The organism is Dyadobacter sp. BHUBP1 (assembly GCF_050587785.1).
Taxonomy (GTDB): Bacteria; Bacteroidota; Bacteroidia; order Cytophagales; family Spirosomataceae; genus Dyadobacter.
Window position 1 is genome coordinate 55253 of the sequence record NZ_JBOBIH010000014.1, and the last position, 14646, is coordinate 69898.

The following is a 14646-nucleotide window of genomic DNA, read 5'->3' on the forward strand; positions in this document are numbered from 1 at the left end:
ATTCAGTCATTAAACTTTCAGCATCCAGCCGAAGATATCCTGTTCTTTACCAGTACGGAGGTCGGTCAGATAAGTTTTTACTTTACTTACGAACGAGTCTTCCTTGATTTCAGGCAATGCGTAATCCACGCCTTCGTACGCGATCGTTGCGAACGGAGAGATTACTACCGCAGTTCCGGCTCCGAATGCGGCTTCGAGTTTACCGGCTTTCAATGCATCGATGATTTCTTTTACACTGATACGGCGCTCTTCCACGGGAATACCCCAATGCTCCGCAATCGCCACGATGCTTTTACGGGTAATGCCATCCAGCGTGGTTTCAGAAACGTGCGGAGTAAGCAGCTTACCATCCAGCATGAACATGATGTTCATCGTTCCCGATTCTTCGATGTACGCGTGATCGCGGGCATCAGTCCAGATCAACTGGTCGTAACCTTCCTGCTGGGCCAGTTTCGCCGGGTAAAGCGAACCTGCATAGTTGCCTGCGCATTTGGTAGCACCTACGCCACCTTCCGCGGCGCGGATGAAATGCGTCTCTACTTTCACGCGCGGAGGTTTGGCATAATAGGTGCCTACCGGGCTCGTGAAAATGATGAAATAGTATGATTCCGATGGCTTGACACCGATGTAAGGGTCGGTAGCAAACATGTATGGGCGAATGTAAAGCGAGCAACCGGGTTGCGAAGGCACCCAACCTGCATCCAGGCGGAGCAGTTCGGTAAGGCCGTTCATGAAAATTTCTTCCGGGATCTGCGGCATGCAAAGGCGCTCAGCCGATTTGTTGAGACGTTTCCAGTTGTCGATCGCACGAAAAAGCAGCACTTCGCCTGCGTCGTTTTTATAGGCTTTCATTCCCTCGAAGATAGCCTGACCGTAATGTAGCGCGGCGGTAGCAGGGCTTAGTGAGAGGTCGCCGTAAGGGACGATGCGCAGATTTTGCCATTGTCCGGCTTTGTATTCGGCGATAAACATATGGTCGGAGATGTTCCGTCCAAAAACGAGGTTGTTGAAGTCAACCTCCTGCAAACGGGATTGGGTGGTTTGCTGAACTTCTATTTGTACTGTGTCGGCTGTCATGATGCCAAAAATTTAATTTTTCAAACGCTTTCCGAAGCTTATCCTTGGAGAAAGGCGGGATTGGGAGATCCCGGCGCACTCGCTCTAAGTCCCGCAATTTAAATAATTTAATCTACAAATAATTGATATTTAGTATAACAATTATTTTTGCCGCGGAACCCTCGGCTGCCATGTGATTTCTTCAATTCCGAGTTCATGCGTCATCGCCCGGCAGAGCATAAAAAGGTAGTCGGAAAGGCGGTTGAGATAGCGGATTACGATGGGTTCCACTTCCTCACCCTGCTGCAAATGGATCACCGCCCGCTCGGCCCGGCGGCAAACCGTCCGCGCGATGTGTCCGAAGGATACAGAAGCGTGACCGCCCGGCAGGATGAATGCCCGCAGTGGGGGCACCCGGGTGTCGATCAGATCCATCTCCTTTTCCAGTAGCGCAATGTCTTCGTCGAGCAAATCGGGAAGAATTTTCTTCTTTTGGTCGGATTCTGAAGCCAGATGTGAGCCGATCGTGAAAAGACGGTCCTGGATTTCTTTGAGAAGGTCTTTCCGGCCTTCGTTCACCGGCTGGTCGCGAAGCATTCCGATGTAGCTGTTCAGTTCATCGACCGTCCCGTATGCGTCTATGCGCACGTGTGCCTTACTCAGGCGCGTGCCTCCGATGAGAGACGTGGTGCCTTTGTCACCGGTTTTGGTGTAGATTTTCATTGTGGAAATTAGGTCTTTGCTTTTTTCAATTAGGTTTTAGAAACTCCCCGACCTAATTTTGCGGCTTGATTTACTATGGCGAAGACCTCTATTTAGGTTACCAATTCATGAAAGTTACAACATTTGCAATAAAGATCTGGCGCTGGGCATCTTTATTATTCGTTATCGGGGCGCTCGTTTGGACGTATTCGCTTTTCCCCGAAATGGTGGCCGTCGACTTCGCGGATAGCGGACTCGCGGAGCGTTACGTCGAAAAAGGACACATTTTCTATATCGTAATGGGCCTTTTCCTGCTCAATAACGTGGTGATCACGGGCATCGCCCGCCACATCCCGAATGTTGACCCGATGAACCTGCCTATCCTGAAACGCAAGGAGTGGGCGCAGCACCGCACAGAGCTGAATGAGCATCTCACCAACTGGCTTTTCTGCCTGGTAGCGGTGATCAATACAATCACTGGTTTCAGCTTGCTGGCTTTGGCGACGATCAATAGTACCAATTACAAAATGGACGTGTTCGATTTCTCCTGGCTGTATTATGCAAGCCTTGCGCTCGTTCTGGCTGTATTCCTGCTTCCATTGCGCTTGCTGTGGCCGCCTGTGCACGACGATAAACTCTAATATTGCCGGGTATGGAAGGGAAAAAGGAGGTTGAGGAGAGCCAGGATGCATTGTGGCGAAGAGAAGCAGAGGCGATTGATCTGGAAAGCTATACATACGACCTACCAGACGACCGCATCGCGAAGTACCCCATGGAAGTTCGTGATCAGTCGAAGCTGATGGTGTATAAAAATGGTGAAATCAGTCATTTGCGCTTTATCGATATTACTTCCCAGCTGCCTGCTGATACGCTCCTTGTTTTTAACGACACCAAGGTTATTCCCGCACGGGCACATTTCAAGAAAGAAACAGGCGCGGTTATAGAACTGCTGCTATTACATCCGGAACTGCCCACAAGGGTAATCAACGATGCCATGCTCGTGCAGCATTCGTGCGTGTGGGAATGTATGATCGGGAACAAAAAGCGTTGGAAAGCCGGCGATACGTTATCCAATATTATTCCTGTAAATGGGAGGGAAGTACATTTACAGGTCTCCTACCACGATTATGAAGGCAATCTGGTGAAGCTCGACTGGGACGCCGACGTTACATTTCTGGACGTGGTGAAAGCATTGGGGGAAATCCCGCTGCCGCCCTATCTTAACCGCGATATCGAAGAGCCGGACAAGGAAACGTACCAGACCGTGTACGCGCACCATGACGGCGCCGTGGCCGCTCCGACAGCCGGGCTGCATTTCACGCCACGGGTTTTTGATGCATTGGAGCAAAAGGGCATTCGCAAAGCGTTCCTCACTTTACATGTCGGAGCGGGTACTTTTCAACCCATTAAAGTAGAGAAGGTTACCGAGCACCGGATGCATTCCGAGCAGGTGGTTTTTACACGAGAATTAATACGGAATCTGCTTCAATCGGTGGATCATATTGTGCCGGTCGGCACTACTTCGCTGCGCTCGCTGGAAAGTTTATATTGGTATGGCGTAAAGCTTTTTAAAAAGGAAACGACAGAGTTTAACATTGAAAAGCTCTATCCATATCCGTGGAAAGAGGCAGAGCTTCCGTCGGCAACACAATCCCTGCAAGCCATTGCAGATTATATGGATGCTTCGGCGCTTCAAGAGATTGTAGGCGAAACGGAGATATTCATTTTTCCCGGTTATCGTTTCCGTTTATGCCGCGGGATAATTACTAATTACCATCAACCTGGCTCCACACTCATCCTTCTTGTTGCCGCATTTGTCGGAAAAGACTGGAAAACGATCTATTCTGAGGCATTAGCGAATGACTATCGTTTTTTAAGCTATGGGGATTCTTCGCTCCTCTGGCTAATTGACAATGCTTCCTAGTTTCATGAGTTGATTTTTTCCCGCAATTTGTTGTTAAAAAACAGTAAATTATGGGATGTGTAAAGCTAATTACCAGGAAGATGACTGTCGAGGAATATTTCGAGCTGGATGAACAAAGCGATATCCGTTATGAATATTATGATGGCGAAGTATACGCCATGTCAGGCACTACATTCAATCATAATGACATTGTTGGGAACGTATCGGGCGCTTTCAGGACGTTTTTCCGACCGCGCGGCTGCCGGGTTTTTGCCGAAACTGTAAAATTAAAAGTCTCGGATATTTGCTATCTGTATCCTGACGTGGTCGTCGCCTGTGCAGCAAAGGATCTTTCGGGGACTTATATTGTAGAGCGGCCTAGCGTCGTGATAGAAGTCATATCCAAGTCGTCTACCAAGCGGGACCGGGTTTTTAAATTAAATCAATACAAGACCATACCTTCGCTTCAATACTATCTTATCGTTTCTCAGGCGGAACGAAAGGTCGAATTGTATTCGCAAGTTGGAGGCAGCGACCTTTGGGCATGCCATTCTTTCAAAAGCCTGGACGACGTAATCCAATTGGAGGCGTTTGGTTTCGAAATACCTGTCAGGGAAGTTTATGAAACCATTGAATTCGCTCCCGAAGAGTAATCCGCCCGCTACTTCACAGCCACCACCTTACTCGCTACCGAAACACCATTCTCATTAAAAGCCTCAATAGCAAAATAATAAGGCACTCCCACATTTAATGCGCGCAGCTCGAAGGTGTTCGGCTCGTCGTTCCAGAATTGGTAGGTTTGGTACAGTTTATCGGGAGCGATGCCCCATAGCACATTGTAGCCGATGGCCCCCGGTACTTTTTCCCATTTCAAATCCGCATTGCGCGCATCCTTTTGGCGGACGGCGGTGAAGGTAGCCGGTGTTTGTGGGGCTTTGCCGAAGCCATTCCCGAAAATCCTGAATTCACTGATAGCTAATATTGGCGAGGCTACGTATACGTGCTCGTAGCGCACGTAACGCGCACGCACGGGTGCCGCGAGCTCGATATAGGCGCATGGGCGGTCGCGTTTGGGCTCTTTGGTGAGGTCGCTCGCGAGGTCCCACTTCTTACCATCCTTTGAAGTCCAGATTTTGAACTGCGTGTATACTTTTTCAGGTTTGTTGTCGAAAATATCGGATTTGTAGTCGGTGTAATTGACCTGCACCGCTTTTACTTCCTGTTCGGTTTGCAGGTCTATCGTCAGCGTTTCGCCGGGTTTGTTTTGCTTCGCTGCCCAGAATGTCCGTGGATTTTCATCAGTGATTTTTTGCGCAGCCATGGTATCAAGCGTTGAGGACGCTGTTGCAGGCTTTTTGTACGAAAGTAACATCCAGCCGGTGAAAAGCTCATCGCCTTTGCCGGTCCAGGTTTTGGCAGGCATTTTGTGCGGGAAGTCGCCGAAGCGGGTGTTGGCAAACATTTGACCATCTTTATCGAAGCCGGCTGCGTAGCGCACAATGCGGCGCTCCATAGCCCAGTTCAGGCCGATCCACGAGGTGCCGGTGTTCCAGTAGTTGCCGAAGTTGTCCTGGAATGTATTGCCGTGTCCGGCACCGGTGGCGAAACCGCCCGGTTTGTAGGAGACGGGATTGTAAGGCGCATAAGTAAATGGCCCGAGCGGCTGGTCGGATACGTAAGTGCCATTGGCATATACATTATACTCGGTACCCGGTGCGCCGTATTGCAGGTAGTATTTGCCTTTGTGCTTGGTCATCCAGGCACCTTCGGTGAATGGTTTGAATGGGTCAGAGTGGTTTGGCCCGAAGCGTTCCCAGCCGTGCTCGTATTGATTTAACCAAAACATGGATTGGTATTGCCCCTTGAATGCAAGCCGTTTGGAATAATCCAGCTCCGAGCCGAAGATGGGGTACACATTAGAAGAACCCCAATACATATACCATTTGTCGGTGTCCGGGTCGTGGAACAATGCGGGATCCCAGGGGCCGATATCCTTCGGCAGCCGCGGCGTCCAGCGGTTGTAGAATTCCCAAATGCCTTTTTCAGGTGCAACCGAGTACAGTATCGGACGGGATTCGAAAGTAGATTGGAATAAAAACAGGGTATCACGCACTGAAACCGCCGCGGGCGCGCACATATCTTCGAAAGGCCAGCGGTTGGCGGTCAGGTATTTCCAGTTGATCATGTCTTTGGAATGCCAGTAGCCGCCCGAGATAGTGACGAAAAGGAAGTATTCGCCTTTATGATTAATAATCACGGGGTCGGCGCCGGACCGGTAGCTGATGTTTTCGTTGAGCTGCTCGAAATTATATTTGTAATCAATGTCCATCGGATTACAATAAGTGCTCTGGGCGGCAACAGGCATTGCCTTGAACAGGAGAACGAAACCGATGAATATTCCGAGAGTACGTAACAACATGATTTTGTTGATGATAGGGTGCATATTATTCTTTTAATCCTACAAAAATACCTGTTTTTGCATTAATAATCTTTCGTGCAGGCAAAACCATCGCGAGATAAAGAAGTTTTGAAACCGATAACCTGTACCTTTGCGCTCGATTTTGAAATAAGCAACAGTTTTTAGAATGGCGATTGATTTTATAGAGGAACTACGCTGGCGGGGCATGCTGCACGACATGATGCCGGGAACACATGAGCAACTTCAAAAGGAGATGACATGCGGTTACATCGGTTTCGACCCGACGGCTCCTTCGCTGCACATCGGTAACCTGGCTACCATTATGCTTTTAGTGCATTTCCAACGTGCGGGTCACAAGCCTATTGCATTGGTGGGCGGCGCTACGGGAATGATCGGAGATCCTTCTTTCAAGGCTGCCGAGCGGTCGTTCCTTGATGAGGATACATTGCGGATCAACCAGGAGGGTATCCGCAAGCAGCTCGAATCGTTCCTGGACTTCAATTCGGGAGAAAATTCGGCGGAAATGGTGAACAACTACGACTGGTTCAAGGATATCGGGTTCTTACAATTTCTGCGCGATGCGGGGAAATATCTGAGTGTGAATTATATGATGTCGAAAGACTCTGTGAAAAAGCGACTGGAAACCGGTATTTCGTTTACCGAGTTCTCGTATCAGCTTTTGCAGGGCTACGATTTCTATCATTTATATAAAACCAAAAATGTCCGGCTGCAAATGGGCGGCTCGGACCAATGGGGTAACATTACGACTGGTACGGAGATCATTCGCCGCAAGGAAGGTGACGATGAAGGCTATTTCAAAGCTTATGCATTGACGACGCCGCTCGTTACCAAAGCCGACGGCTCCAAATTCGGGAAAAGCGAGGGCGGTAATATCTGGCTCGATCCGGAGCGGACTTCGCCTTATCAGTTCTACCAGTTCTGGCTCAACCAGAGTGACGACGATATGCCGCGTTACCTGCGCGTGTTCTCGCTGAAAGGCCGGGAGGAAATCGAAGCGCTGGAAACCAGCCACGCTGCCGAGCCGCATTTGCGCATTATGCAAAAGGCGCTGGCATCCGAGCTGACAATCCGCATTCACTCGCAAAAGGCTTTGGATCTCGTATTGAAGGCTTCGGAGGTTTTGTACGGTAAGGCGACATTGGAAACGCTCCAAAGCATTGAGGCGGATGAATTCGACACCATTTTCGATGGTGTACCGCAAACGGAAATTACCCGTGCAGAATGGGACGAGTGCGCGAATATTACGGACCTGGTTTCCACAGTAACCCGGGGCGAAGTGTATGCCTCCAAAGGTGAAGCTCGTCGGGCTATCCAGCAGAATGCGGTAAGTGTGAACAAATCAAAGGTGATTGCGGCTGAGCAACCGTTAAGCGATTTTGCATTGCTGCAAGATAAGTTTCTGTTAATTTCAAAAGGCAAGAAGAATCACCTGATCAAGGTAATATAATGTATTGAACGGCTTGGCGGTCAATTATGACTTGCTAAGCCGTTTAAAACTGAAAATTTCGGCGTCCTTATTTTTCTTTCCCGCGATAAGATCCGTGATAATGCCGGCGGCGATAATGCTGAACAGGATGCCGTTCCCGCCAAAACCCAATGCGAACCAGGTGTTCGGGTGCTCTTTCACGCTGCCTATAAACGGAAGTCCGTCTTCTGTCTCCGCAAAAGTGCCGCACCAGGCATAATCTGTTACGAAAGGCAAGTCCGGAAACATACTCCTGGCATTCTTTTCGAGTTCTTTGGATTTCCGGTAAAGCAGCTTGTCCCTTTTAATCGCGCTTTGGAACATTTCGTCTTTGCCGCCGATTAGCACGCGATGATCCTCCGTTGTGCGCAAATACAAATAAGGCCGGGCACTTTCCCAAAGTAATGCATGCTCATACCACAGCTCCTTCTTTTCAGGCATCGGTTTGCTAACTATCGCGTACGTAGAATGCAGGCGAACGAAGTTATGTGATATCAGCTTTTGGGATTCATAGCCCGCGGCAACGATCAGCTTTTTGGTTTTGACAACGCTGCCATTATCCAAAATCAGCCTTACACGGCCCCGTTCATGCCAGATATCGGTGATTTCGACGGTATCATATACGCGTGCGCCTTTCCGGATGCACTCCTGCAAGAGCGCATGTGCGAGCGCATATGCGTCTACCTGCGCAGCGTCACGCGAGAGGATCGCGCCGCTTTTGTGAATGCCGGGGAAATGGGAACGTAATGTGGCCCGGTCCCACCACTCGACGTCGATGCCAATTTTACGGCGCACCTCGCATTCTTTTTCCAACAATGGTAAATCGGCCTTTTTCGATGCATAATACACACTTTTGACGAGTGAAAAGCCTGTTTTGACCGGTAGCGAATCTACAATCTCCCTGGCTCTGTGAATGGCTTCCACACATAAAAGATAGCTGCGGACGGCATGCTTTTCCCCGACAAGCCCGATCAGATCGGTAAGCATGGTGTCGATTTCATATTGAAGCAACGCCGTGGAGCCGGAGGTACTTCCCATCCCGATATGTCGTTTTTCCAGGACAACAACCGGAAAACCGGCCTGCGTAAGATGCCAGGCCAGTAATGCGCCGGTAATGCCGCCGCCCATGATCACGATTTCTGCTGTTAGATTTCCTGATAGCGCAGGGTAAGAATGGAGGGCCCCACTTTTATAAAACCAATGAGGCTGGCCACTGAGTAGATCCATCGGGTGTTTTTGTTAACTGATGAATCGGGTGGTTAAAATTCTGTACCAGACTAAAACAAGAGCAAATTAGTTTTCTCCCGATTAGTTCCAGCTAGCTCTTCCCGCTAAACGTATTCAAAACCGGCGCGGCGGTCGGGTTGTATTGGTATGATTGCCAGGTGTGGTCATTGTAAATCTCGACAATGCGGTAGCCTTTGTAAGCGGTTCCCCAACTGCCTCCGAAATGGCCGTCGAAAAAATAAGGCTTTTTGCCGTACATTTTGGTACTATCCTGGTCGTGGTCGTGGCCGTTGAATATGGCTTTGACATTCGGCGTGTTTTCGAAAAGATCGATCACCTCCTTGCATTCAATGCCGTGCGTTGTCCATTTGGCCGGGGTAATGTGCAGGAAAATAAAAACCCCCTTCTTGTCCTTGTATTTCGCGATTTCGTTGCGGAGCCAGGTGACGTCGGGGCATATATACTCGCCTTTCTCGTTGGAAGTGTCGCCTACTACGAATGCATATTCGCCTTTTGCAAAGCTGTGGTTGGTAGGATAGCCCCAAGTACTTTGCCACACGTCCAGTCCCACTTTGTCATGGTTGCCGCGGCTGACATAATAGGGGACACTCAGATTCGAGATCGCGTTTTTGAAATCATATAGCAAAGTCGGATCGTCGTGAATCAGATCTCCGTTGAGGAAAAGGAAATCAACGCCTTTTTGCAGCTTCTCGCGGTTTACCCAGCTTACCAGATCAGCGTGGAAGGCCTTGAACTCGGTGTCCGGCTGTCCGTAATGCCCGTCGGACGCGACGATGAAACGAAGCGCAATATTTGCAGCCGGCTGTGCTTTGGCGGGCTCCGACAAATAGGTGATTCCGGATAATGCAGGCAGGAGTTTGAGAAAAGACCGTCTCTGGAAAGTCATGGTTTAAAGGGTTTGGATGAACAGAAATAGGGGTTTCTTGTGCTCTCAAAAATAGTTATTCGTCCGTTATATTTCCTTAATCTTGCACATTGTTAAGCATATTTAATAAAAACCTGAATACATGGACCGGCTTATTCTGCAAAAAGCGGCTTCCTACTGTGCCTACCAGGAGCGAACGCAGGACGAGGTGAAGCAGCGGCTGAAAAAATGGAATGTGTGGGGCGACGAGGCCGACGAGATCATCGCTGAGTTGATTTCCATGAATTACCTGAGCGAGGAACGTTTTGCGAAAACCTACGCCGGCGGCAAATTCCGAGTCAAAAACTGGGGCCGGATGAAAATCAGGCAGGAGTTGAACCGTCGCGGCCTGAGCACGTACAGCATTGAAAAGGGAATGAACGAAATCGGCGACGAGGATTACGTATCAGGTTTACGGGAATTGCTTTCAAAGAAACGGGATCTGCTATCCAAAACGGAGGCGGATCCTTTCAAATTGAAACAGAAGCTGGCAAGGTTCGCGCTGGGAAAAGGCTATGAGAGCGAGCTGGTGTGGAAGGAATTGGGTGAGCTATAACGGATGTCATGCTGAGCGTAGCCGAAGCACATGCATCATGCACGCGCCCTTCGACTGCGCTCAGGGTGACAATAGTAGTCTAGAAATCGGAGTCGAAGGAGATCTTGTGCGCGGATTCTTTGTCCTTCACACCGCTCATTACGCCCGCTTTCTGATATTCTCCTACACGTTTTTCGAAGAAGTTGGTCTTGCCCGGAAGCGAGATCAGTTCCATGAAATCGAATGGGTTGGCTGAACCGAATTGTTTCGGGCAGCCGAGCCTTTCGAGCCAGAAATCGGCGATGTATTCGATATATTGTTTCATCAAATCGGCATTCATACCGATCAGCGATACCGGCAACGCCTCGCTTACAAATTCTTTTTCGATTGCCACCGCGTCCAGCATAATTTCGATTACGCGTTCTTGTGGTAACTGGTTCAGGATATGTTTGGTGTATAACAAACATGCGAACTCGCAATGAAGGCCTTCATCGCGGGAGATCAGCTCGTTGGAGAATGAAAGCCCGGGCATCAGGCCGCGTTTTTTCAGCCAGAAGATCGAGCAGAACGATCCGGAGAAGAAAATCCCTTCCACCGCTGCAAATGCGATGATACGCTCCGCAAACACAGGGCTGTTGATCCATTTCAATGCCCATTCAGCTTTTTTCTGTACGCAGGGAATCGTCTCGATCGCACGTAGCAACCTGTCTTTTTCAACCGGATCTTTAATGTAGGTGTCGATCAGCAGTGAGTAGGTTTCGGAGTGGATGTTCTCCATCGCTACCTGGAATCCATAGAAGCATTTTGCTTCTGCATATTGCACTTCGCTAAGAAAATTGACAGCCAGGTTTTCGTTGACGATTCCGTCAGATGCCGCAAAGAATGCCAGTACGTGGGAAATGAAATGCCTTTCTCCGTCATTCAGGTTCTCCCAGTCCTTCATATCCTGCGACAGGTCGATTTCTTCGGCTGTCCAGAACGAAGCCTCATGACGTTTGTACATTTCCCATATATCGGAATGTTTGATAGGGAACAAAACAAACCGCAGGGGATCTTCGGTCAACAGGGGTTCCTGTCTGGTAAGTTCTTGTGACATAGTTAATTAGAGTATTTTACGGGGATCAGAATTATATAACGTTAGTACTTGCCGTTGGCTCTGACAGCCGGGCCGGAAGAAAACAAAGCTACACGCTTTGGGCTAAAAATCAAACAATGCATTGGACATGAAGCCGCAGGAAAACTCGAACCCAGGCACTTGCTCATTATTAACCTGGTGCGAATGAGACAGTGGGTATAATGTAGCAGGGCAATGCTTTGGATGTCTGCCCCGAAATACTCCATATAGTTAAGATCATAAGCTATGCCCGTTACAGGTCCAAGGAGATACATTAATTTGTTCAGGAATATTGGAAACCCGTTCGAATACATCTTTGACAAATTCCACGATCGTGGCAGGATGCTACACTTTGTCACGAAACCCAACAAGCTCGGTTTCGACGTGCCCGCCAGCCTCCACCAGGTATTTAAGGAGATATTTATGGCTGACGTATACAACATCGGGGCGCTGGTGCGCGTATTGCCTGATGATCCGTTGGTGATCGATATCGGCGCCAACGCCGGTTTTTTTGATATATTGCTTTTATCTAAAATAAAGAATGCCCAAATTTATGCGTATGAGCCTCTGAGCAGTAATATCGAACGAATGCGTTCTGTTGCATCCTCCAATCGCAGGTTTGATAAAAGCGTGACCATCAATCCCTTTGCAGTAACAGGGACGTCCTGTGAAATGTTGCGGCTATACGTACAGGACACGGAAGATAATCAGGTGGTCGCTTCTTCGTTAAAAAGTTTTAATACTGATAATACAAAGGAGTTATGGATTCCGGCCATCTCATTCTCAGAAATAATGGCCTACATCCCGAGGGCGAAAGTCGATTTGCTGAAAATGGATTGCGAAGGAAGTGAATATGATATTATCTTGAATACATCTCCCGATGTCATACGCCGGGTCGAACGAATGCTGATTGAAGTGCACGATATTGATAGTCAGTTTGATATAAATACAATCAGTCGGTATCTCGGCGAACTGGGTTATGAGGTGAACTATACGGCTATTAATGGCTTTTGTTATGCGCTGGAAGCGTGCAGAAAATGAATGATTATTTTATGTTGAAAAGAATTCTGATTGATTGCGAGAGGATGAGGCACCCTCATACCGGGCTTTATCATTATTGCCTTCAATTAGGAAATTCCCTTTTAAAAAGAGCCGGAGAAGATAGAGAAAAGATTGCCTTTTATTTGCCGACTTCGGCAGAACATGCTTTCGGAGAGAACGCTAATTACGTTTCCCAGCATTTTATTCACAAACTGTTTTTCCCGGATACTAAATCGGTTGATATCTGGCATTGTACCTATCAGGGTTCGAGATATTTTCCTTTTGGAAAGAAGGTTTCTGTGGTCTTAACGGTTCATGATTTGAATTTCCTTTATGATGGAAACAGATCAGAGAAGCGGATAAGCAAGTACTTGAATAGGTTACAAATGAAAATTGACCGGGCAGATCATATTGTAGCAATTTCCTATTATGTTCTCGAAGATTTAAAAAGACATCTTGAATTGGGTGGCAAGCCGACTTCGGTGATTTATAACGGCTGCAATATTGACGATACTGGAATTATTGACGTGCCCGAAAAGCCTGTTGAACAGCCATTTCTGTTCACGATTGGCACCATTGTCGGGAAGAAGAATTTTCATGTGCTGCCCGCATTGCTGGTAGGGAATGAGTTCAAATTAGTCATTGCGGGGATCGATAGCAGTCAGGAATATAAAAAAATGATTATTCGGGAAGCGCAGAGACTAAATGTGCTCGACAGGCTGGTTTTTACAGGTCCCGTGTCAGAGAATGATAAGAAATGGTATCTCAGTAACTGCACTGCTTTTGTCTTTCCATCAATCGCGGAAGGTTTTGGACTGCCGGTTATAGAGGCGATGTACTATGGCAAGCCTGTTATCTTGTCGCGCTGCACGTCCTTACCTGAAATCGGTGGGGACTGTGCTTATTATTTCGACAATTTTGAGCCCGAGCATATGCGTAACGTATTGACTGCGAGTCTTGAAGACTATAAAAAAACAAAACCCAGAGAAAGAATCCGGGAACGGGCCAGATTCTTTTCCTGGGACAGGGCAGCTTCGGAATACCTTGATTTGTATCGGAGCCTTGCTAATTCAGTTTAATTACCTGCTGATATTTCAGCATCATTCGGAAGTTATTAATCACGTCGATAATGCCGATATCTGAGTGATGTTTCTTCATCTCCCTGTTGAACGCTACTTTCTTCGCTTGCAGGTTATCGCGGTTTTTAAAGAAATCCCAATAGGCTTCGACTTTAAAGAATTGCAGCGTGAGGAGTCCGAGTAAAACATCGCAAAGCAGGATTTGTAAATGCCATAATTTTAGATCCATTCCTTGCAGGTGCAGGTAATGCACATAATAACGGTTTCTGAAATGGATTCTTTTGATCGCTTTTTTATGATTGTGGTTTTTGGTGCTTGCCGATACCTCATGCCGGCAAACAGCGTCATGTTCGTAATAGCATTTCCAACCCAATCGCCACGCCCTGATTGAAAGTTCCTGATCTTCGCCATAATAAGGGTTAAACATTTCGTTGAATCCGTTAATGGCTTTCAGCTTTTGCGTGTCCATCAATGCAATGGCGCCTGACAAATAAAATGTAGGTGTAAAGGCATTAATGTTCTGCAAGTGAAAGAAGTCAGAAGATTTTATTTTTCTTCCCGATATTTTAGGCTCCCTTGCAGCTTCACGAATCAAATCATCGTTCATACCGATAACTCTGCCCATTACACCGAAAGTATCTTCCAATTCGAAATATTTATAAAGCTTTTCTATGTATCCAGGTTCAAGGGTTACATCGGTATTGAGGAGAAAAATCAGATCATTGGTGGCATTCTGGATGCCAATATTGCAAGTCTCTGAAAACCCTGAATTGGTTTCTTTGCAAATGAGTGTGATTTTATCTGCGTAGTGTTCTTGTAAATATGCAACAGATTCATCCGTAGATGCATCATCAATTACAATAATCTGGACACTGGTTTCGAGTTTTTGAAGGACTTTATAATTATGCTCAAAATATTTTTCGAACAGATGTTTCCCGTTATAATTGGGAATTACTACTGATATACTTTTCATATACAATCGGTTATCAAGTTAGTTGAGCGTTTTTTCAATACCCGATTCTTTACTACTTCCTTGTAACAGGATGGCGTTCATGATCTTCTCCTTTCGTGAAATTATATAGCTCATTTCCATATCCTTACGGATATTTTTTGTACAAATATCAAGCCAGCGTTTGCCGGAGCTGCGCTGCCCTGACTT

General features: G+C 47.5%; 14 protein-coding genes. 7 read left to right on the top strand and 7 right to left on the bottom strand.

The window, feature by feature from the left end; all coding sequences use genetic code 11:
- Window positions 1-9: 9 nt before the first annotated feature.
- Together ACQ4MZ_RS30140 and ACQ4MZ_RS30145 are read right to left on the bottom strand one after the other, a co-directional pair.
- On the bottom strand, window positions 10-1077 hold the full coding sequence (locus ACQ4MZ_RS30140; protein WP_430851553.1) for a branched-chain amino acid aminotransferase: 1068 nt from the start codon (window positions 1075-1077) through the stop codon (window positions 10-12).
- A 141-nt stretch (window positions 1078-1218) separates the two neighbouring features.
- Entirely contained in the window at window positions 1219-1779 is a 561-nt protein-coding gene (locus ACQ4MZ_RS30145; RefSeq protein WP_430851555.1) for a cob(I)yrinic acid a,c-diamide adenosyltransferase, read from the bottom strand.
- 107 nt (window positions 1780-1886) lie between these two features.
- On the opposite strand from ACQ4MZ_RS30145, the gene ACQ4MZ_RS30150 reads away from it, so the two are divergent.
- The 3 genes from ACQ4MZ_RS30150 to ACQ4MZ_RS30160 all read left to right on the top strand — a co-directional run bounded on the left by ACQ4MZ_RS30150 (window position 1887) and on the right by ACQ4MZ_RS30160 (window position 4314).
- On the top strand, window positions 1887-2399 hold the full coding sequence (locus ACQ4MZ_RS30150) for a hypothetical protein (RefSeq protein WP_430851557.1): 513 nt from the start codon (window positions 1887-1889) through the stop codon (window positions 2397-2399).
- 11 nt (window positions 2400-2410) lie between these two features.
- Entirely contained in the window at window positions 2411-3682 is a 1272-nt protein-coding gene (locus ACQ4MZ_RS30155) for an S-adenosylmethionine:tRNA ribosyltransferase-isomerase (RefSeq protein ID WP_430851559.1), read from the top strand.
- A gap of 80 nt (window positions 3683-3762) precedes the next feature.
- Window positions 3763-4314: a Uma2 family endonuclease gene (locus tag ACQ4MZ_RS30160; protein WP_430851561.1), complete on the top strand. Its 552-nt coding sequence runs from the start codon at window positions 3763-3765 to the stop codon at window positions 4312-4314.
- An 8-nt stretch (window positions 4315-4322) separates the two neighbouring features.
- Here ACQ4MZ_RS30160 and ACQ4MZ_RS30165 read toward each other — a convergent pair whose 3' ends face one another.
- On the bottom strand, window positions 4323-6104 hold the full coding sequence (locus tag ACQ4MZ_RS30165) for a family 43 glycosylhydrolase (RefSeq protein ID WP_430851563.1): 1782 nt from the start codon (window positions 6102-6104) through the stop codon (window positions 4323-4325).
- Window positions 6105-6252: 148 nt separating this feature from the next.
- On the opposite strand from ACQ4MZ_RS30165, the gene tyrS reads away from it, so the two are divergent.
- Window positions 6253-7548, top strand: coding sequence for a tyrosine--tRNA ligase (tyrS, locus tag ACQ4MZ_RS30170; RefSeq protein WP_430851616.1), 1296 nt, complete (start codon window positions 6253-6255; stop codon window positions 7546-7548).
- A gap of 24 nt (window positions 7549-7572) precedes the next feature.
- Here tyrS and ACQ4MZ_RS30175 read toward each other — a convergent pair whose 3' ends face one another.
- Together ACQ4MZ_RS30175 and ACQ4MZ_RS30180 are read right to left on the bottom strand one after the other, a co-directional pair.
- Complete coding sequence (locus tag ACQ4MZ_RS30175) at window positions 7573-8793, bottom strand: NAD(P)/FAD-dependent oxidoreductase (protein ID WP_430851565.1); 1221 nt, start codon at window positions 8791-8793, stop codon at window positions 7573-7575.
- A 91-nt stretch (window positions 8794-8884) separates the two neighbouring features.
- Complete coding sequence (locus tag ACQ4MZ_RS30180; RefSeq protein ID WP_430851567.1) at window positions 8885-9700, bottom strand: metallophosphoesterase family protein; 816 nt, start codon at window positions 9698-9700, stop codon at window positions 8885-8887.
- Between the two features lie 121 nt (window positions 9701-9821).
- Here ACQ4MZ_RS30180 and ACQ4MZ_RS30185 point away from each other — a divergent pair, with 121 nt between their 5' ends.
- Window positions 9822-10274: a regulatory protein RecX gene (locus ACQ4MZ_RS30185; protein ID WP_430851569.1), complete on the top strand. Its 453-nt coding sequence runs from the start codon at window positions 9822-9824 to the stop codon at window positions 10272-10274.
- Between the two features lie 79 nt (window positions 10275-10353).
- Here the strand turns inward: ACQ4MZ_RS30185 and ACQ4MZ_RS30190 are convergent, their stop codons facing one another.
- Window positions 10354-11349 (bottom strand): ribonucleoside-diphosphate reductase small subunit, encoded by a 996-nt coding sequence (locus tag ACQ4MZ_RS30190; protein ID WP_430851571.1) that lies wholly within the window; start codon window positions 11347-11349, stop codon window positions 10354-10356.
- A 441-nt stretch (window positions 11350-11790) separates the two neighbouring features.
- On the opposite strand from ACQ4MZ_RS30190, the gene ACQ4MZ_RS30195 reads away from it, so the two are divergent.
- Both ACQ4MZ_RS30195 and ACQ4MZ_RS30200 read left to right on the top strand, forming a co-directional pair.
- Window positions 11791-12408: an FkbM family methyltransferase gene (locus ACQ4MZ_RS30195; RefSeq protein WP_430851573.1), complete on the top strand. Its 618-nt coding sequence runs from the start codon at window positions 11791-11793 to the stop codon at window positions 12406-12408.
- A complete protein-coding gene (locus tag ACQ4MZ_RS30200) occupies window positions 12405-13487 on the top strand; it encodes a glycosyltransferase family 4 protein (RefSeq protein ID WP_430851575.1) in 1083 nt (360 codons plus the stop codon). The genes ACQ4MZ_RS30195 and ACQ4MZ_RS30200 overlap by 4 nt, the downstream gene beginning before the upstream one ends.
- Here ACQ4MZ_RS30200 and ACQ4MZ_RS30205 read toward each other — a convergent pair.
- On the bottom strand, window positions 13474-14460 hold the full coding sequence (locus tag ACQ4MZ_RS30205; protein WP_430851577.1) for a glycosyltransferase family 2 protein: 987 nt from the start codon (window positions 14458-14460) through the stop codon (window positions 13474-13476). The genes ACQ4MZ_RS30200 and ACQ4MZ_RS30205 overlap by 14 nt on opposite strands.
- Window positions 14461-14646 lie beyond the last annotated feature (186 nt).

Coding starts and splice junctions, on each gene's coding strand:
- ACQ4MZ_RS30145 (WP_430851555.1), bottom strand. CDS start 1,779: ATGAAAATCTACACCAAAACCGGTGACAAAGGCACCACGTCTCTCATC.
- ACQ4MZ_RS30190 (WP_430851571.1), bottom strand. CDS start 11,349: ATGTCACAAGAACTTACCAGACAGGAACCCCTGTTGACCGAAGATCCC.
- ACQ4MZ_RS30155 (WP_430851559.1), top strand. CDS start 2,411: ATGGAAGGGAAAAAGGAGGTTGAGGAGAGCCAGGATGCATTGTGGCGA.
- ACQ4MZ_RS30195 (WP_430851573.1), top strand. CDS start 11,791: ATGGCTGACGTATACAACATCGGGGCGCTGGTGCGCGTATTGCCTGAT.
- ACQ4MZ_RS30185 (WP_430851569.1), top strand. CDS start 9,822: ATGGACCGGCTTATTCTGCAAAAAGCGGCTTCCTACTGTGCCTACCAG.
- ACQ4MZ_RS30205 (WP_430851577.1), bottom strand. CDS start 14,460: ATGAAAAGTATATCAGTAGTAATTCCCAATTATAACGGGAAACATCTG.
- ACQ4MZ_RS30200 (WP_430851575.1), top strand. CDS start 12,405: ATGAATGATTATTTTATGTTGAAAAGAATTCTGATTGATTGCGAGAGG.
- ACQ4MZ_RS30165 (WP_430851563.1), bottom strand. CDS start 6,104: ATGCACCCTATCATCAACAAAATCATGTTGTTACGTACTCTCGGAATA.
- ACQ4MZ_RS30150 (WP_430851557.1), top strand. CDS start 1,887: ATGAAAGTTACAACATTTGCAATAAAGATCTGGCGCTGGGCATCTTTA.
- ACQ4MZ_RS30160 (WP_430851561.1), top strand. CDS start 3,763: ATGACTGTCGAGGAATATTTCGAGCTGGATGAACAAAGCGATATCCGT.
- ACQ4MZ_RS30180 (WP_430851567.1), bottom strand. CDS start 9,700: ATGACTTTCCAGAGACGGTCTTTTCTCAAACTCCTGCCTGCATTATCC.
- ACQ4MZ_RS30140 (WP_430851553.1), bottom strand. CDS start 1,077: ATGACAGCCGACACAGTACAAATAGAAGTTCAGCAAACCACCCAATCC.
- ACQ4MZ_RS30175 (WP_430851565.1), bottom strand. CDS start 8,793: ATGGATCTACTCAGTGGCCAGCCTCATTGGTTTTATAAAAGTGGGGCC.